We start from the raw sequence: 18,043 nt of genomic DNA, 5'->3' as shown, positions 1-18,043 counted from the left end.
AATAATGTAATATATAGGCACGAACAGCTATATAGGAATGAATAAAAGAACCCTTAATAAGTTTTTACTTATTAGGGGTTCTATTTATATGAGATAACATGAGGATATTATTGGCTGATACAAAGTGGAACTTTTGTTAGATTGACTTATACTGTCATGCCTGCCGCATAGTTTTCATAGAGTTCTTTATAGTGACCACCACGCTCTATCAGTTCGTGATGTGTCCCTTGTTTCACAATGGTGCCGTTTTCTACTACTAGTAGGATGAAATTTATTACTAAAAGTTTATTATCAATTAATAAGTATTATGATTAAGTTTATATCATCTTATTAAAATATTTGATATACTATATAAGCAATTTTTGCAATTTTTGTTTTGAAGTAGTAAGGAGAGTTTCTAATGAAGTTGAATTGGAAATTATTCGCACCGCTTGTAGTAGCTATTCTTGTATGGCTCATCGGTGCTCCTGAAGGCCTTAGCGCAAATTCTTGGATTTACGTAAGCATTTTCGCGGGCCTCGTGGTAGGGTTGATTTTAGAACCAATGCCACCAGCTTTCATCGGTATCATTGCTGTTACCGTGTCTATGTTGTTTAAGGTTGGTCCTGCACCTGTTGTAGATAAAGCAACTGGTGTAGCAAAGGCGATTACTGATGCACAAGCTATCAGTTGGGGCCTTAGCGGTTTCTCTAATGCCATCGTGTGGTTGATCTTTGCCGCTTTCATGATTGGTATCGGTTATGAAAACTCTGGCCTTGGCCGTCGTATTGCGTTGTTCCTCGTAGCAAAGCTTGGTAAGTCCTCTTTAGGCCTTGGTTATGCCATCGCTATTACGGACCTTGTATTGGCGCCGTTCATCCCAAGTAATGCGGCTCGTTCTGGTGGTACGATTTACCCAATCGTATCTAGTATTTGTCCGATGTTTGACTCTTATCCAGATAAGAACCCTCGTAAAATCGGTTCCTATTTGAACTGGGTAGCGTTGGCAACTACATGTGTATCTAGCTCCATCTTCTTGACTGGCGCAGCGCCAAACCCATTGGCTCTTGAATTGTCTGCCAAATCTGGTATCGTGGCGGCAAACTGGGGCACATGGTTCCTCGCATTCTTGCCAGTAGGTCTTATTTTGTTCATTATCACTCCATTGTTGACCTATGTATTCTGTAAGCCAGAGGTGAAAGGTTCCCCTGAAATTGCAGCGTGGGCAAAGGATGAGTACAAGAAATTAGGCTCCATGACACGCAGTGAAATTTTCATGGCCTTGATTTCCGTGTTAGCTCTTGTATTGTGGATTGGTGCTTCTACATTTAAAGTAAACCCAACTACAACAGCTTTAATTGTTATTATCTTAATGATTTTCACTAAGATTATGACATGGCAAGACTTCCTTGCTAACAAACCAGCATGGAATGTTTTGACTTGGTTCGCTACACTCGTACCTATGGCTTCCGGCCTTAAAAATGTAGGTTTCTTGGACTGGCTTGCTAAATCTGCAGGTGGTTCTTTAGTGTCTCTAGATCCTACAATGGCAGTTTTAGGTTTGTTGTTAGCATTCTGCTTGCTTCGTTACTTCTTTGCATCTGGTACTGCTTATGTAACGGCTATGGTAGGCTTATTTGCTACTCTAATTCTTCAAATTCCTGGCGTTGACCCAGCGCAAGTTATGTTGATTCTTTTAGTACCAATGGGGATTATGGGTATCCTCACACCATATGGTACTGGTCACAGCCCAATCTGGTTTGCTAGTGGCTATAACAAAGGTCCTGAATTCTGGAAATTAGGCGCTATCTTTGGAATTATCTACCTCGCTATCTTTATTGTAGTGGGGATTCCATGGATTCAGTTCGTAATGCCACTTTTAGGATAGGCTTTCCGCCGCCATATGTCTCTCTGCGCTCCATTCGCTGCAAGTCGCTGGATAGACATATGGCGGCTTCTTCTATCTTAAAATGGCAAAACTCACTTCAGAGGGCAAGTCGCTAGACAGATATATGGCAGCTTTTTCTATCTTAAAATGGCAATACTCCACAAAATTCGACAAATCTATAAAAATCAATATAATAGTGGTGTGATGGTAAATTACTTATCTGGGGTTTTTACTGGAGGTGTTTATTATTATGTCTACTTCAGAGCGTGTGGTGCAGTCGATTTTATATGAGCTTGGTTGTATTTTAATTGGTTGTTTGGTAATGCAGTTTGTTCCGCATGAGGGACAGCCTTTTGTATTAATGGTTATTTTTTCCTTACTAGCTATGGTTTGGAATTTTGTGTTTAATTGGATTTTTGATAAACTAGTACCAGGTGATCGATTAGCACGGGGCCCAATTATCCGTACAATCCATGCCGTATTGTTTGAAGGTCTATTTATGCTTGCTACTGTACCGATTATTATGTACATGATGCAGATGACCTTTTGGATGGCTTTTATGACGGATATAACGATGACATTGGTTATCTTAGGTTATACGTATGTGTATAATTGGGTGTATGATCGAGCGCGTCTATATTTTGTAGAGGCTTAATTTGAAATATGAGGTAGGTACCTCTTGTAAAATCTATATCGTATAGTAGGAGGTTCTTATGTCTACAAAGTCTATTACGGGCACAGGTCTATTGTTGGCCGTAGCCTTATTGGCGCAAAGTTTGCGTCTCATTTTTCCATTTATTCCTAACCAGGTGAGTATGTTCCTCATCGGTTCTATTACATCTGCTACGTTTGTACTCGCCACATGGCGCTATGGTTGGAAAAATGGCCTTGTTATTGCTTGGATTGCACCAGTAGTCGCATATTTACAAGGCATGTTGCCGTTGCCACCGTTTATTTTGATTACCGCCCTTGGCACGACAGCCTATGTATTCGTAGCGCACTGGTTACAACATAAACCGAAGGTATTGCTTATTATCGTGGCGGCCTTGGTAAAAGCAGGTGTTCTCTTTGGAGGATATTCCTTGTTCTTTTCTCTATTCCAATTCCCACCGAAGATTGTAAATACTATGTTATTTGTATCTAGTTGGCCTCAATTGGTAACATCTTCTTTGGGCATTATTTTGGCTCTACTTATTACAAAACGTACTAAAATTTAGTCTAACTTAACTTATAGTTATGGCAAGCCATTCAAAATAGATATGACTTTTTAAGGGCACTCATACTGTATGAGTGCCCATTTTTGTTGACCTTAGTCATTGTCTACTTTTATAATTAACATATTGTATACAAATATGAGGAGTTGAATGGAATGAAATTTAATACAAAATGCGTTCATGGCAGCGGTAAACCAGATAGCACTGGTGCAATTTCCCCTGCAATTTATATGTCTAGTACATTTTCCCATCCAAAGTTGGGTGATACAACAGGTTATCAATATACGCGTGAATCTAATCCGACGCGTGACCGCTTGGAACAATTGGTTGCAGGCCTTGAAGACGGTACAGATGCATTGGCATTTTCTTCTGGTATGGCAGCGGTAGACGCAGTATTCCATCTATTCTCCCCTGGAGACCATATCATTTTAGGTGATGACTTATATGGTGGTTCTATCCGTATGTTCACAAATATTTACGAACAAAATGGCATTGAGTTTACCTATGTAGGTACATCTGATCTTGATGCGGTGAAAGCAGCTTTCAAACCAAATACAAAGGCTGTATATATTGAAACACCAACAAATCCTATGATGGAGATTACTGATATTCGCGCTCTCTGTGCGTTAGCCCATGAGCGTAATGCGCTTGTAATCATCGATAATACATTCTTGAGCCCATATTTCCAAAAACCTTTAACGTTGGGGGCAGATATTGTCGTTCATAGTGGTACAAAATTCATCGGTGGTCATCACGATGTAATTTCTGGTTTTACTATTGTGAAAGACGATGAATTGGCTGCGAAATTGCGTCTAACTTACAAAACTGTAGGTGCTTGCTTATCTGCAATGGATAGCTGGCTCGTTATCCGCGGCGTCAAAACATTGGCCCTTCGTATGGAACAACACCAAAAGAATGCCATTGCTCTTGCGGAATGGCTCAAAACACAACCTAAGGTTACTAAAGTATTGTTCCCAGGTCTTCCAGAACATCCAGGCTATGAAATCAATAAAGCCCAAACAACAGGCTTCGGCGGTATGTTGTCCTTTGAAGTAGATAGCGAAGAAACGGCTAAAAAAGTATTAGAAGGCATTGAGCTTATTCAGTTTGCTGAAAGTCTTGGCGGTACAGAGTCCTTGTTGACTTACCCTGTAACGCAAACACATCCAGATTTAAAACCAGAAGATGCAGAGCGCAAAGGTATTACACGTCGCTTATTGCGTCTATCTGTAGGTATTGAAGATACAGATGATTTGATTGCGGATTTGGAACAAGCTTTCAATAAATAAAGGAGTTCCTATGGGACAATATAATTTTGATCAAATTTTAGATAGAACTCACACAAAATCCTTGAAATACGATTTTGCTGTAAAACGCGGTAAACCAGCCGATGTATTGCCATTCTGGGTGGCGGACATGGACTTTGAGGTGCCACCTGAGTTGAAGCAAATTTTGCTAGATCGCGTAAACCATGGTGTATTTGGTTATACAGAATCCGATGATGAATACTTTAAAGTATTACAAAACTGGTTTACTACGCGCTTTAACTGGACACCAGACCGAAAATGGCTAGTTAAAACACCTGGTATCGTCTTTGCCTTGGCCATGGCAGTTCGCGCTTTCACCAATGAAGGTGAGGGCGTACTCATCAATCAACCGGTATACTATCCATTTAGTATGGTTATCGATGATAATGATCGCCGCCTTATCAATGTGCCATTAATCAAAGGGGAAGACAAATATACCATCGATTTTGAAGGTATTGAGCGTGCTATCGTGGAGGAAAATGTAACATTATTCCTCTTGTGCAATCCGCATAATCCTGTAGGTCGCGTGTGGACTGAGGATGAGATAAAACGTCTTGGCGACATTTGTATTAAACATAACGTACTCATCGTGAGCGACGAAATTCATGCTGACTTTGTTTGGAAAGGTCATACGCACAAGGTTTTTGCTGATCTTGGTGAAAGCTATGCAGAACATTGCATCGTATGTACTGCACCGAGCAAGACTTTCAACATCGCTGGTCTTCAAGTAAGTAATATTTTCATTCCTAATGATTCCTTACGTCGTCGTTTTATTAAAGAAATCGACCGTGCTGGCTATAGCCAGCTAAATACGATGGGCATCGTTGGTTGTGAAGGGGCCTACAAAGTTGGTGCCCCTTGGCTCGACGAGTTAAAAGAATATATTCAAGATAATATTCAATTCACCATTGATTATGTAGCAAAATATATGCCGAAAATCCACGTATATCGTCCAGAAGGCACATATCTTATGTGGTTAGATTGCTCTAAGTTGCCATTAAGCCCTAAAGAACGGGATGAATGGATTATCAATGAAGCTAAGTTGTGGCTTGATACTGGTTCCATGTTTGGCGTTGATGGGGAAGATTTTGAACGTATCAATGTAGCGTGTCCTCGTAAAACATTGGAAGAAGGCCTTGAAGCTTGGCGCCGTGCCTACGAGGCTAGAGGGTTTTAACTAAATTAGTTATTTTTTTTAGATTAGGTTATCAAATTGTTTAGTGTATAGAGGTGATAATATGCCTATTAAAGTAATAAAAAATTTACCGGCCATTACGAAATTAGCTCAAGAGAATATTTTCGTGATGGATACAGAACGGGCGGAGACTCAACAAATCCGACCTTTGAATATTCTGTTAATCAATTTGATGCCTACTAAAGAAGTTACAGAAACACAAATCTTACGTGCTCTTAGTAATAGTCCATTACAAGTGAATTTGACACTACTACATACTGCATCTCGTAAGGCTAAAAATACAGATGAGCAGTATTTAGAAACTTTTTACCGTACCTTTGATGAGGTAAAAGATGAGTTCTTTGACGGCATGATTATTACAGGGGCTCCTGTAGAGTTAATGCCTTTTGAAGAGGTAGACTATTGGCCTGAGTTAGTAGAAATTATGAACTGGGGCGAAGAGCATGTATACTCCACATTCTATATCTGTTGGGGCGCTCAAGCTGGTTTATATCATCACTTTGGTATTAATAAATGCATTATGGATGAAAAGCTATTTGGTGTGTATGAACATGATATCTACAATGATCGACCAGTACTCTTACGTGGCTTCGATGAAAAGTTCTGGATGCCACACTCCCGTCATACCACAGTTTCCTTGCAACAAATTAAGGAAAACCGCGATTTAGAATTGTTGGCTGGCTCTGAGCCAACAGGTGCAGCTATCGTTCGGAGCTTAGACAATAAACATATCTTTGTCTTCGGTCATGCTGAATACGATTGGGACACATTAAACCGCGAATACGTACGGGATATTAAAAAAGGCATGGATATCGCTGTTCCTGAAAATTATTTCCCTAACGACGATCCAAAACAACGTCCTATCGTACGCTGGCGTTCTGTAAGTACATTGTTATTTACAAATTGGTTAAATTATTATGTTTACCAAGAAACACCGTATATCATTGAACAAATCCAAAAAATGAAATTTGAACGTGATAAGAACTTAGGTGCCTATATCTAAAGTATCATTAGTAAAAGATCCCCTAATTACTGCTGAAATCTCTAGTGTGAGATAATATAAAGAAAGTAATTAGGGGATTTTTATATGTTATCAATTGATCTCGCTTTGCAGTTTTGCAGAATAGCAATCTTTGGTTTGTGCAGAATAGCGATCTTTGGTTTGTATAGATATATTGGATATAGCTTTAAGTTATGGATAACCATGTAAATTAATAGTAGACATAATTTTTAAAACATAGTATTATACTAGGTATAAAGAATGAACTCAATTCACAGTTAATATAAAGGAGTTGTTATAATGAGCAAACAATACAGATTTGAAACATTACAATTACATGCCGGTCAAACAGTAGATCCAACAGGTTCTCGTGCAGTGCCTATTTACCAAACTACATCTTTCGTATTTAAAGATGCAGAAGAAGCAGCAGGTCGTTTTGCCTTAACTAATCCTGGTGGCATTTATTCCCGCCTTGGCAATCCTACTACAGATGTATTAGATGCCCGTGTGGCACAACTTGAAGGTGGTGCTGGTGGTATCGCAGTAGCATCTGGTTCCGCAGCGATTACATATTCTATCTTGAACGTAGCTAATGCGGGCGATAATATCGTTGCTGCATCTACATTGTACGGTGGTACTTATAACTTGTTCACTGCTACATTGCCACGTTTGGGTATTCACACTAAATTCGTAAACCCAGATAATTTGGAAGAATTCGAAGCAGCTATTGATGAAAACACTAAAGCTGTTTATATCGAGTCCATTGGTAACCCTGGTATTAACCTTGTTGATGTACAAGCGGTAGCTGATATTGCACATAAACATAATATCATCTTGATCGTAGATAACACATTTGCATCTCCATACTTGTTCCGTCCATTAGAACATGGTGCTGACGTAGTTGTACATTCTGCTACTAAATATCTTGGTGGTCATGGTACAACATTGGCTGGTGTAGTAGTAGAATCTGGTAAATTCGATTATAAAGGTTCTGGTAAATACCCTGGCTTCTCCGAAGGCGATGAACACTACAATGGTTTAGTATATGGTGATTTGCCAATTCCATTCACTGTAAAAATCCGCGCTCAATTGCTTCGTGATACTGGCGCATGCATTACTCCACTTGCATCTTGGCAAATCTTGCAAGGCGTTGAAACATTGTCCTTGCGCGTAGAACGTCACGTAGAAAATGCTCGTAAAGTAGTAGATTTCTTGACTAAACATCCTAAAGTAGCATGGGTAAGCTATCCGGAATTAGAAGACAGCAAATACAAAGCTTTAGCGGATAAATACTTCCCTAAAGGCGTTGGTGCTGTATTCACATTCGGTGTAAAAGGCGGAAAAGAAGCAGGTATTAAACTTGTTGACTCTTTGGAAATCTTCTCCAACTTGGCTAACGTAGCAGATGCTAAATCTCTTGTTATTCACCCTGCATCTACAACACATGCACAACTTAACGAAGAACAACAAAAATCTGCTGGCGTAACACCAGATATGATCCGTGTATCCATTGGCCTTGAAAATATCGACGATATTATCGAAGACTTGGCTCAAGCTTTGGATAAAGCATAACTTCTTACTTCCATTATGGAAATACTATAGATCAAACTTTCAGAACATACAAATGACATTCTTGAGCTTTGACCTCGCTTAAGAAATAGAACACAAACTATCAGACCTATAAAACTTATACAAAAGACCTCCCTTCTTGGGAGGTCTTTTTGTGTTGTAATATATATTCTGGTTAATTGTAAATTAGTTTATTGGGTTATGATAGATCTTTGTAAATAGATAGTCATATCTGGGAGATAGCGGATAGAGTAGGATAGAAAAAAGACCTTGGATTCAACGATCCAAGGTCTTTTAAAGGGAGTATAGTGTGTGTAATATTCGGCCTGTGGTGTGTGAACACAGACCCTTTACCTATTGTGTGAGATAGGGTTTTGGGAGAGCCCTTTATGAGTTATAGGGCTCTCTAAGTTTGTGTGTTAGTTTGTGTGTTAGTTTGTGTGTTAGAGAGTGTATCCATTGGGATACTGTGTGTATAGTATGTGTGTTATATGTGTAGTGTGTCATCTTAGTGGGTTAGGATAGGGGTTCACTAGATGAAAAGAGCTTCTTAGTATTTTGTAGTTTTTACTTTGGAGCTCAATACTTTACCGGATGTAGCGTCAACTTTTACTTCTGCTTTTTTGTCGCCACCAGTTGTCATATCGAATTCGTATACAACTTTACCGTTTTCGCGTTCAACGGACCATTCCATAGTTTGGAAGTCGGAACCAACTTTTTCAAGAGCTTTTGTTTCAGCTACTTCAGGGATGATGATGTTTTGAACGTTAATAGTTTTGTTTGCTTTAGCATAGCCTTTAACTTCTTTACCAACGATTTGGCCAGTTGCTTCGTCTACTTTAAGTTCTACTGCACGATTGTTGTAGTAACCTTCTACTTCATAGTAAGGGTTATGTTTAGCATCGTAAGAAATAGATTTTACAGTAGCGCCAGGGAAGTTTTGTTGGAATACTGTAACAGCGCCCATGTAATCAACAGAATAGTTAGCTTGAGCGGATGGAGCTACGCTACCAACGCCTTTCCAGTTGCTATTGTTGTTGTAAGCATGGTTGCTAGCTGCGCCAACTACACCTGCTAATAATACTGTACTAACGCCAAATGCACATAATACCTTTGATACTTTTTTAACATTTTTCATAATGAATGCCTCCTAATATAAGGTACTTTTATATACTGTTTTGTGAAAGTAGATTTTACTCAATCTACTTACGTATAATTTAATGTTGCTACATGAATACAAGATGAAATTCAAAGATTTTTGTATGAAGATGAGTATATCTTTTAGTTATTATAAATGATTGGTAATAACTATAATGTATAGTCAAAATAACAAAATACTTGAAATTGCCGTATATATAGTATTAGACTACATAGTTAACTAAAAGTCAACAGACGTAGTTGACAATTAAAAATGCAAGTGTTTTAATTTAGGTAGTTAGTAGTTTGTTGATGTGTTATTAATGGAGGTATACCATGAGTTCTACCGTGTCGAAACAAGGTCGCATCACTACCCGTCAGTTAACGATGACAGCACTCTTTGTCGCATTGATTGCCGTAGGTGCTTTTATACGGGTACCATTACCGAATTGTCCATTTACATTACAAATCTTATTTACTACCCTCGCAGGCATTGTATTAGGCAGTCGATTGGGGGCTGCTAGCGTTGGCATATACATTGTCTTAGGTTTAATTGGAGTACCGATTTTTACATCTGGTGGTGGTCCTGGTTACATTTTACAACCTACCTTTGGCTATTTGATCGGTTTTATGGTAGGTGCTTATGCAGTAGGTCGTATTGCAGAATCTATGGAGAAACTTTCCTTTAAACAATTATTAGCAGGTTCCATATTAAATCTATTTATCGTGTATGGCCTTGGTATGATTTATCTATACTTTATTATGAACTTATACTTAGGCAAACCAATTGGGGTTGAAGCTGTTATTATTACATGCTTCTTGATTCCCGTAGGTCCAGACATCTTCCTTTGTGCCGTTGCAGCATCTCTTGGCAAACGAATTGTTAAAGAATTACATCGATAATATAGTCTTTATATAATATTATTATATATTTATTAAAACCGAGGCGTTATGCCTCGGTTTTATTTGTTTACAGATCTATTTAAGACTGTTTAATGATATCTATTTAAGATTGTTTAATGATATCTATTTAAGATTGTTTAATGATATCTCTTTCAGCTTTATTAAGACTATTGATTTAATATTATTTATTTAAGGATATACATAACCTAAAATAGGTTCTGCTGTTTTTATTTTGGTTACTTCTACATATGGTTGAGCACGACCGTGGAAGTCTCGTGTAGATACTTTGCCTTCGATAGAAACCCATTGTTCATTAGCTAAACTATCGCCATCTGTTTTATGAGCTGTCATGCCAATGGGAGCTACGTCAGCGATGCAACAAGACATGGCCATACGAGAGATGGTAAATTCATTAGATTTTAGCGTATTATCATCGCGATTTACATAGCCTGTCATATATACAGTGTAGTCCTTGTATTGCTCTACATTAGAGCCGACCTTTACTATGGTTTGATAGAAGTTATCGGAGTTTAGTACGATTTCTTTTTTGTCTTTAGAAATGCCAGGCTCTTTGCTTTCACTATTAACGGTAATAACCTCACCTATAGCATCATTTGTAAAATCAAAATTATTCGTATCATCATTAACCCGTGCCGCGCCGTGAACACCAGTATTAGGAACTAGGACAGGGGGAACAATGAGCAAAACTACGGGGATAATAATAGGCACGATAGAACGTAAATTGTGCTTGTAATAGCGGGATGGAGCCCAAATGATAGTTGCTAATCCACCTAATATGAGAGCTATGCTACTGATGCCGAGCAGTAGTTCATATCGGGGTGCAATATAGTTCAAATAACGGCCCGTCAGAATTAGGTATACACAGCAGATACCTAAGATGAGATAGAGAGCGCCTTTCACAATTGAAAAGCGATCTTTCAGTCCTAATTTCATAGAATCATCTCCTTTTATATTTATTACGAACTGAAATGGTAATGACTAAAATTAGCCTACAAAGAATTGAAAACCTAATGCTGTTATATAAGACATAATTACAATAGTTATGCCTAGACGAAGTATGAATGAAGTTGGCATATATTGTTTTAAAATATATACATTTTTAATATCGAGCATTGGTCCTAAGATGAGGAAACCCATAACTGAGCTTATAGGAAATAGGGTGCTTAAGGATTTGCCTATAATAGCATCTGATGTAGAACAGATTGAGAAGAAGAAAGCTAATACTAGCAAGATTGGAATAGCCCACACGATAGGTAATGTAATACCCGCATTGATGAGCCAAGGTTTTCCATATACTTGGACTACTGATAAAACAGAGGCTGCCATGGAGAAATAGAATAAGAGTTGGGAAAACTCTTTTTCCATATGAATTAACAATCTTTTTTTGTTGATGTATTTACTCTTAGATGACTCTATTAAAATCTCTTCGTAGCTAAGATTCTGGGTATTTCTAGATTTCATTATTTCCTTTGAAGGTGGATAGAAGCGGAACGATAATGATACCAATAAAGCCACGCCAAGACCGAGGACGATACGCCATACAGAAATCATGGGATCATCTGGAAAGGCATACCAAGTGGAGAGAATGGTAATAGGATTGATGATTGGGCTGGCGAGCATAAATAGGAGGGCCACTGATAATGGTACGCCTCGATCTGTGAGTGCTTTGAATAATGGAATAATAGCACAGTCACATACAGGTAAGGCTAGGCCACTAACCATGGCGGCACCATAGCTTTTCCAAGAATAATCGCCTAATAGTTTTAGTAGTACGCTCTGTGGTACAAAATAGCGTATAACGGTTGACCCAATAGTTCCTAATAAAAGGAATGGAATCGCTTCGATAATCAGCCCTGTAATGATGGCAAAGCATTGATGAATAGAGTAAGGAATGTCATGACGGAACGCGGTAACTAAAAGTATATAGGCGGTAATGCCGATAACTAATAGATTTGGTATAAGGCCCCACGTAGAATTGCGACATAATTGCTCTACCTTTTCTGGCGTTGGCGCTGTTACAATCTTGGCCTCTCTATTATAGGTTCGTAATAAGGCATGGTGTGTATCGGTCTCCGTGATGATGCAATCTGCACTGTATAACTGGCTTGTTACATCATTACCTAAACCAGGTAACATCGATGCGACGAATTGATCCGTACAAATATATAATACCTTTTCGATTTGTAACATGTGATGCAGCTTATCACTGTATAGCAAGGTTTCTAGCTCGTGAAAGCTGACCATACCATTCCATTCGATCCATATTTCTTTGGGATTTGCCTTATTGATATAGGTTGCGATTTCGTCTGCTATAGAACTATAGGTGTCAGGTTGATTAGGTGTGATTGCACTGAGTTTATCAGGGCTAAGTTGTAAAGCATCTTTAATAAGTGATACAGAGCCTTGTTCGGCACTGATACATGCTGTGCCGCCCAGCTTTTTACGGTATTGTAATTGTTCATTTATGAATGTACTTTTACCAGAACCGATAAATCCGGTAACGATATAAACAGGTATCATGATTGACACACTTCGTTATGTACCATTGGCACATTAAAATCAGTACCAATAACGACTAAGCTGTAGTCAGTGGATTCGCTAGGTACTAGGGAGCAGTAATGCGTACCATATTGCAATTCATGGGGACCTTCGGTGGTAGGTACAATACCTTTAGCACGGAGCACACTGTCTGGCATACCTTCCAAGATCGTTTTCCACTGTAATACAGTGAGTGTGCGCAAGTCTTTAAAGGTATGACTCATAAATAGATGCTCATCATGTAATGAATTGTCATCATGACAGTGATAGAGGCGTTTAATATAGTCTCGTAAGGAAATGGTATCCCATGACTCTTCGTGAATAGGTGTGTTGGGAGCTAAGTCGTGAATCATGCGCTTTGTAATACTTGTCTGTTGAACATCTTCGGTGTGACTTAAGAAAATAGCGTCACTGTTTGTGATTTGATCTTTAAAGAATAAACCAAAGTTTTTGATAAACATAGGTGCTTGCATAGCATCCACCGTTGTTACTGAGGCGTGAACATAGGCGGATTTCGCAATGTCTTCATCTTCACATGTATGGATGATTTCGCTCAATTTGCTGACCCCAGATGGTTCGATATAGATAATATCTACATCATAATTTTGAAGAATATCGAGTAATGCTTGTTGGAAATTTCCTTGTAAGCTACAGCAAATACAACCAGACGTTACTTCACGAATAGTAGCACCTGTTTTAGCCAGATTTGCTGCATCAAGACTAGTTTCGCCAAAATCATTTTCTATAATTAAAACCTTGTCTGTAGGTTTATGTTCTTTTAGTATATGTTGTAAAAATGTTGTTTTTCCCGAACCTAGAAATCCGGATATGATAATAATAGGAATCATACGTGCCTCCTGAGTAAGTTAAACACAGTATACACCCATAGGATAACACAGAAAATACATCCTAGGGTATATGCATAGTTATGAAATTTCTATTATTCTTAAAATTCTCTTTAAATATATGGATTATATACATTATATGAGTATATTAACAGATGTATTTAATATTCATAATTGATTGTGAAAAACGTAGGAATTATCAATTTCTCCATATATGAATGAATACTCCTGTTTGAATATATATTAATTTTATATTTTTTTGAAAAACATAAAAAAATCCCTCCTATAGAAGGTTCAGTCGGGAAGAGTTGACTGAAGCCCTCATAGGAGGGGGAAGAGAATTCGTTATATAAATCTCTAATTAGATTACTTTTAGTATACCAAATTATATATAAAGTATATAGTCATTATTTAATATTGTATGTTTATTATAATTTTATTGTAACTTAGCTAATAATGCTTTGAGGTATACATATACGTTTTCAACGGATGGTAAATGAACGCGTTCCATTGGTGTATGTGGACTTACGATAGTAGGTCCAAAGCTAATCATTTGGGTGTTTGGTAATACGCCTTTCAACAAGCCGCATTCAAGACCTGCATGAATAGCGTTTACATTAGCTGGTGTATCAAACATTTCGTTATGTAAGGAAATAGCTTGTTCTTCAAGTTTGGAGCCTTTATCGTATTCCCATGCAGGATAACCACCCGTACGCTCTGCAGATACACCTAGTGTTTTCGCAAGTAATATCATTTTCTTAGCCAAGAATTCAAGACTGTTGCTATTGGAGCTACGAATGGAAATGAGTATTTCAATAGTATGTTCGTTTTCTCGTACGATAGCGATGTTGTTAGAAGTTTCTACAAGATTTGGGATAGATTTGCTTACAGAATGAACCCCATCTTGTGCAAGATAGATATAAGTAATAAGAGCTTCTGTTGTGTCATCTGCATATACTACATCAGGAGTAGCGACATCTTCTACAACAAATGTAAGACCTGGATCTTGGATACCATATTCATGGAGATATTGCTTTTCTTGGTAGGCAATTAATGTTTTAATGGCCGCTACATCTTCAGCGCGTACGGATAATACAGCAACTGCTTTAGAAGGAATGGCATTATGTTTTACGCCACCTTCAAAGGATGCTAAGCATACAGGATATTGTTGTTGAATATCATAGAGTACACGTGTTAATACTTGGTTAGCATTAGCACGTTGTTCGCAGATCTCAATACCGGAATGACCACCTTTAAGGCCTGTTACGGTAAAAGATAAGCCTGCATCATAACCAGGTTGGTTGTTTTCGCGCAATAATGGAATGTTTACGTGAACATGGCAACCGCCAGCACAGCTAACAGTGAAGTCGTGCTCTACCTCTGTATCGAGGTTGAGTAAGTAATCGCCACTTACTTGGCCTTCTTTAATCGCGAAAGCGCCATCCATGCCAGTTTCTTCATTTGTGGTGAACAATAATTGCATAGGTCCATGTTGTTGACTATCATCTTCGAGGATGGCAAGCATCATGGCACCACCCATACCGTTGTCCGCACCTAGTGTAGTGTGGTCTGCGTGCATCCATTCACCTTCGATGATGTTTGCAATAGGATCCTTGGAGAAGTCATGATTGGAGTCATGATCTCGTACACAAACCATATCGATATGGCCTTGTAAGATGATAGAAGGTCGGTTTTCATAACCTGGAGACGCTGGCTTTTTGATGACTACATTAAATTGATCGTCTTGATGAACCTCAAGCCCCAAATTTTTAGCAAAGTTTACGATATAATCGCTGATGCCTTTTTCGTTTCCTGATTCACGAGGAATTTGGCTCATTTCTTTAAATATTTCTAATACGCGTTTTGCTTGAACGATTGATTCCATAATGGTTCCTTTCATTCTCATGTAAATAATAGATATATATGTTGATTGATTATACGGAATACTTAGTGTTTTTATTAGTATCTGAATTTGTAATACTAATAAAAGAATTTATTCCAGTGATAACTTTCACAGACATATATATGGAATATATAAATAGTTAGTATATATATAGTTATATCACAAGAATGATTATTAGGATAGTTAATGAAATCTGTAATATATGTATGTACTGGCTATATAGGAATAATAATGTATAATGAGGATATACGATTAACGATTGATTAAATCCATTAGATTTTAGAAGGTTGGTGAACCGATGCAACACGACAGTCGCAATATTAGTATGCTCATGGATTTTTATGAGATGACCATGGCACACGGCTATTTTACACAACATGAAAATACGGATCGCGTCGCTTTTGATGTGTTCTTTAGACGCAATCCAGATAAGGGTGGCTTTGCCATTTTTGGTGGTCTTGAACAAATCGTTGAGTACATTTTAAATCTACACTTTGATGAAAGTGATATCGATTTTTTACGGAATCAAGGGATCTTTAGTGAGGAATTTCTAAACTATCTTAAAGATTTTTCCTTTACTGGTGATGTATATGCGTTCCCAGAAGGTTCTATTATTTATCCAAATGAACCAGTTATAACCATCGTAGCCCCTCTCATAGACGCACAAATCGTAGAAACTGCAGTGCTAACTATGATGAACCATCAGTCCCTTATCGCTACAAAGGCTAATCGCATCGTTCGTGCTGCGGATGGGCGTGTAGTAGCCGATTTTGGGGCTCGTCGAGCTCATAATGTGGATGCCGCTGTATATGGTGCGAGAGCAGCCTACATTGGTGGGGTACAGTCTACGGCAACTGTTTTAGCGGGCCAACAATTTGGTATTCCTGTGAGTGGAACCATGGCTCATAGCTGGGTTATGTATCATGATTCTGAATACGAAGCTTTCAAAGCTTACGCTGAAGTGTATCCGGATGGAGCGGTATTCCTTGTTGATACCTATGATGTATTAAACTCTGGGGTTCCTAATGCTATTAAAGTAGCTAAAGAGGTATTGGAACCTATGGGAAAACGCTTAAAAGGTATACGCCTTGATTCAGGTGACCTTGCTTACTTAGCTAAAAAAGCGCGTCGTATGCTTGACAAGGCAGGCTTAGAAGATTGCAAAATTATGGCTTCCAATAGTCTTGATGAATATACAATAACCTCTTTATTGGGACAGGGTGGTCCCATTGATATCTTTGGTGTAGGTGAAAGACTGATTACCTCTAAGAGTGACCCTGTATTTGGGGCCGTATACAAGATTGCTGGTGTTGAAAAGAATGGTTTGTGGGAGCCTCGTATCAAGATTTCTGAATCTGTTGAAAAGATTACGAACCCAGGTTTTAAAAAGGTGTATCGCGTATACAATGATAAAGGGCGTGCCATTGCAGATTTATTAACATTGTTAGAAGAGGTGCCAGATACGACAGAACCATATCGTTATATCGATCCAGAACAACCATGGCGTGAATTGTACTTTGAAAATTGCACCTTTAAAGAGATGAAACAACTCATTATTAAAGATGGCAAGCTTATCGTAAAATTGCCGACATTAGAAGAGCTTCGTCAATACGTTAAAGACCAATTAGACCGCGAAATTTGGTTAGAAGAACAGCGCTTTGAAAATCCACATCGCCATTACCTTGATATGAGTCCAGGATACTATCAAATGAAAATGGATTTATTAAATCGTATTTTCCGGAAGAAGTAGGAGGGCTTATGTTAGACAATCCAGAAGCAACAAAAGAGGCTCTCGTTCAATGGATTAGAGACTATTTTAGTCAAAATGGGCCTAGCTGTAGCGCCGTAGTGGGCGTTTCAGGTGGTAAGGATTCCACAATTGTGGCTGCTTTATGTAAAGAAGCCCTTGGGGCAGAACGCGTAGTAGGTGTTCTTATGCCGAATGGAATTCAGTCTGATATCGATGATGCTAAGGCTGTAGTGGCACATTTGGGGATTCCACATATCATAGTGAATATTGGAACTGCCTATGAAGCTTTGACGAATGCTATCATTCAAGGTGAAGGTTATAAAGCAGTTACTGGTAGATCTGATATATCCAAGGATGCAGGAATTAATACACCACCGCGTCTTCGCATGACAACGCTATATGCAATAGGGCAAAATTTGCCAAATGGGGCACGCGTAGCTAATACATGTAATGGATCTGAAGATTATGTCGGGTATTCTACAAAATATGGCGATAGTGCTGGGGATTTTAGTCCTCTTGCCAATCTTGTCGTAGAAGAGGTGCGCCAAATAGGTCGATTACTTGATATTCCAAAATATCTTGTAGATAAGACGCCTAGTGATGGACTCAGCGGTCTATCTGATGAGGATAAATTAGGATTTACCTATGCTGTATTAGATCGATATATTAGAACTGGAGAGATAGAAAATCTTGAAACGAAAGAACGTATTGATTATTTAAATCGTATTAATAAGCATAAATTAGAATTGATGCCGTCCTTTCACCCACAATGTTGAGAGAGGACTTGTTTTAGC

15 protein-coding genes are annotated in these 18,043 nt (G+C 38.4%); 10 read left to right on the top strand and 5 right to left on the bottom strand.

Going from position 1 to position 18,043, the window contains the following annotated elements:
* The first annotated feature begins 400 nt into the window (after positions 1-400).
* The 7 genes from MOQ65_RS07110 (at position 401) to MOQ65_RS07080 (ending at position 8,155) form a co-directional block, all read left to right on the top strand.
* Positions 401-1,867 carry a DASS family sodium-coupled anion symporter gene (locus MOQ65_RS07110; protein ID WP_257847099.1) on the top strand — a complete coding sequence of 489 codons (1,467 nt, stop codon included), beginning with the start codon at positions 401-403 and terminating at the stop codon, positions 1,865-1,867.
* Positions 1,868-2,117: 250 nt separating this feature from the next.
* Positions 2,118-2,522 carry a PACE efflux transporter gene (locus MOQ65_RS07105; RefSeq protein ID WP_129823636.1) on the top strand — a complete coding sequence of 135 codons (405 nt, stop codon included), beginning with the start codon at positions 2,118-2,120 and terminating at the stop codon, positions 2,520-2,522.
* A 58-nt stretch (positions 2,523-2,580) separates the two neighbouring features.
* Positions 2,581-3,084, top strand: a complete 504-nt coding sequence (locus MOQ65_RS07100; RefSeq protein WP_257847098.1) for an ECF transporter S component — start codon at positions 2,581-2,583, stop codon at positions 3,082-3,084.
* Positions 3,085-3,236: 152 nt separating this feature from the next.
* The gene (locus MOQ65_RS07095) at positions 3,237-4,370 is read left to right on the top strand and encodes a trans-sulfuration enzyme family protein (protein ID WP_257847097.1); all 1,134 of its coding nucleotides are present in this window, start codon (positions 3,237-3,239) and stop codon (positions 4,368-4,370) included.
* 10 nt (positions 4,371-4,380) lie between these two features.
* On the top strand, positions 4,381-5,565 hold the full coding sequence (locus MOQ65_RS07090; RefSeq protein ID WP_257847096.1) for a MalY/PatB family protein: 1,185 nt from the start codon (positions 4,381-4,383) through the stop codon (positions 5,563-5,565).
* Between the two features lie 61 nt (positions 5,566-5,626).
* A complete protein-coding gene (gene metA, locus MOQ65_RS07085; RefSeq protein ID WP_257847095.1) occupies positions 5,627-6,586 on the top strand; it encodes a homoserine O-acetyltransferase MetA in 960 nt (319 codons plus the stop codon).
* A 297-nt stretch (positions 6,587-6,883) separates the two neighbouring features.
* Positions 6,884-8,155 (top strand): O-acetylhomoserine aminocarboxypropyltransferase/cysteine synthase family protein, encoded by a 1,272-nt coding sequence (locus MOQ65_RS07080; protein ID WP_257847094.1) that lies wholly within the window; start codon positions 6,884-6,886, stop codon positions 8,153-8,155.
* Between the two features lie 547 nt (positions 8,156-8,702).
* Here MOQ65_RS07080 and MOQ65_RS07075 read toward each other — a convergent pair.
* Positions 8,703-9,290 (bottom strand): PepSY domain-containing protein, encoded by a 588-nt coding sequence (locus MOQ65_RS07075; RefSeq protein ID WP_227721174.1) that lies wholly within the window; start codon positions 9,288-9,290, stop codon positions 8,703-8,705.
* Between the two features lie 335 nt (positions 9,291-9,625).
* Here MOQ65_RS07075 and MOQ65_RS07070 point away from each other — a divergent pair, with 335 nt between their 5' ends.
* Positions 9,626-10,192 (top strand): biotin transporter BioY, encoded by a 567-nt coding sequence (locus tag MOQ65_RS07070; RefSeq protein ID WP_257847092.1) that lies wholly within the window; start codon positions 9,626-9,628, stop codon positions 10,190-10,192.
* Positions 10,193-10,381: 189 nt separating this feature from the next.
* On the opposite strand, the gene MOQ65_RS07065 is transcribed toward MOQ65_RS07070, so the two are convergent.
* From MOQ65_RS07065 to MOQ65_RS07050, 4 genes are all read right to left on the bottom strand, one after another.
* Positions 10,382-11,146 (bottom strand): TIGR03943 family putative permease subunit, encoded by a 765-nt coding sequence (locus MOQ65_RS07065; protein ID WP_213467623.1) that lies wholly within the window; start codon positions 11,144-11,146, stop codon positions 10,382-10,384.
* A 51-nt stretch (positions 11,147-11,197) separates the two neighbouring features.
* Positions 11,198-12,733 (bottom strand): permease, encoded by a 1,536-nt coding sequence (locus MOQ65_RS07060; protein WP_257847090.1) that lies wholly within the window; start codon positions 12,731-12,733, stop codon positions 11,198-11,200.
* Positions 12,730-13,599: a CobW family GTP-binding protein gene (locus MOQ65_RS07055; RefSeq protein WP_257847089.1), complete on the bottom strand. Its 870-nt coding sequence runs from the start codon at positions 13,597-13,599 to the stop codon at positions 12,730-12,732. Before MOQ65_RS07055 ends, MOQ65_RS07060 begins: the two co-directional genes overlap by 4 nt.
* A gap of 433 nt (positions 13,600-14,032) precedes the next feature.
* Positions 14,033-15,481, bottom strand: a complete 1,449-nt coding sequence (locus MOQ65_RS07050; RefSeq protein ID WP_257847088.1) for an aminoacyl-histidine dipeptidase — start codon at positions 15,479-15,481, stop codon at positions 14,033-14,035.
* A gap of 316 nt (positions 15,482-15,797) precedes the next feature.
* Here MOQ65_RS07050 and MOQ65_RS07045 point away from each other — a divergent pair, with 316 nt between their 5' ends.
* Both MOQ65_RS07045 and nadE read left to right on the top strand, forming a co-directional pair.
* Positions 15,798-17,249 carry a nicotinate phosphoribosyltransferase gene (locus MOQ65_RS07045; protein ID WP_213467626.1) on the top strand — a complete coding sequence of 484 codons (1,452 nt, stop codon included), beginning with the start codon at positions 15,798-15,800 and terminating at the stop codon, positions 17,247-17,249.
* 8 nt (positions 17,250-17,257) lie between these two features.
* Complete coding sequence (nadE, locus tag MOQ65_RS07040) at positions 17,258-18,025, top strand: NAD(+) synthase (protein WP_105085198.1); 768 nt, start codon at positions 17,258-17,260, stop codon at positions 18,023-18,025.
* Positions 18,026-18,043: the final 18 nt, after the last annotated feature.

Source organism: Veillonella faecalis (assembly GCF_024677885.1).
GTDB lineage: Bacteria > Bacillota > Negativicutes > Veillonellales > Veillonellaceae > Veillonella > Veillonella nakazawae.
This window is presented reverse-complemented; position numbering and strand designations above follow the sequence as displayed.

Excerpts from the sequence above, each read along its gene's own strand:
- MOQ65_RS07110 (WP_257847099.1), top strand. The coding sequence starts at position 401 with ATGAAGTTGAATTGGAAATTATTCGCACCGCTTGTAGTAGCTATTCTT.
- MOQ65_RS07105 (WP_129823636.1), top strand. The coding sequence starts at position 2,118 with ATGTCTACTTCAGAGCGTGTGGTGCAGTCGATTTTATATGAGCTTGGT.
- MOQ65_RS07100 (WP_257847098.1), top strand. The coding sequence starts at position 2,581 with ATGTCTACAAAGTCTATTACGGGCACAGGTCTATTGTTGGCCGTAGCC.
- MOQ65_RS07095 (WP_257847097.1), top strand. The coding sequence starts at position 3,237 with ATGAAATTTAATACAAAATGCGTTCATGGCAGCGGTAAACCAGATAGC.
- MOQ65_RS07090 (WP_257847096.1), top strand. The coding sequence starts at position 4,381 with ATGGGACAATATAATTTTGATCAAATTTTAGATAGAACTCACACAAAA.
- metA (WP_257847095.1), top strand. The coding sequence starts at position 5,627 with ATGCCTATTAAAGTAATAAAAAATTTACCGGCCATTACGAAATTAGCT.
- MOQ65_RS07080 (WP_257847094.1), top strand. The coding sequence starts at position 6,884 with ATGAGCAAACAATACAGATTTGAAACATTACAATTACATGCCGGTCAA.
- MOQ65_RS07075 (WP_227721174.1), bottom strand. The coding sequence starts at position 9,290 with ATGAAAAATGTTAAAAAAGTATCAAAGGTATTATGTGCATTTGGCGTT.
- MOQ65_RS07070 (WP_257847092.1), top strand. The coding sequence starts at position 9,626 with ATGAGTTCTACCGTGTCGAAACAAGGTCGCATCACTACCCGTCAGTTA.
- MOQ65_RS07065 (WP_213467623.1), bottom strand. The coding sequence starts at position 11,146 with ATGAAATTAGGACTGAAAGATCGCTTTTCAATTGTGAAAGGCGCTCTC.
- MOQ65_RS07060 (WP_257847090.1), bottom strand. The coding sequence starts at position 12,733 with ATGATACCTGTTTATATCGTTACCGGATTTATCGGTTCTGGTAAAAGT.
- MOQ65_RS07055 (WP_257847089.1), bottom strand. The coding sequence starts at position 13,599 with ATGATTCCTATTATTATCATATCCGGATTTCTAGGTTCGGGAAAAACA.
- MOQ65_RS07050 (WP_257847088.1), bottom strand. The coding sequence starts at position 15,481 with ATGGAATCAATCGTTCAAGCAAAACGCGTATTAGAAATATTTAAAGAA.
- MOQ65_RS07045 (WP_213467626.1), top strand. The coding sequence starts at position 15,798 with ATGCAACACGACAGTCGCAATATTAGTATGCTCATGGATTTTTATGAG.
- nadE (WP_105085198.1), top strand. The coding sequence starts at position 17,258 with ATGTTAGACAATCCAGAAGCAACAAAAGAGGCTCTCGTTCAATGGATT.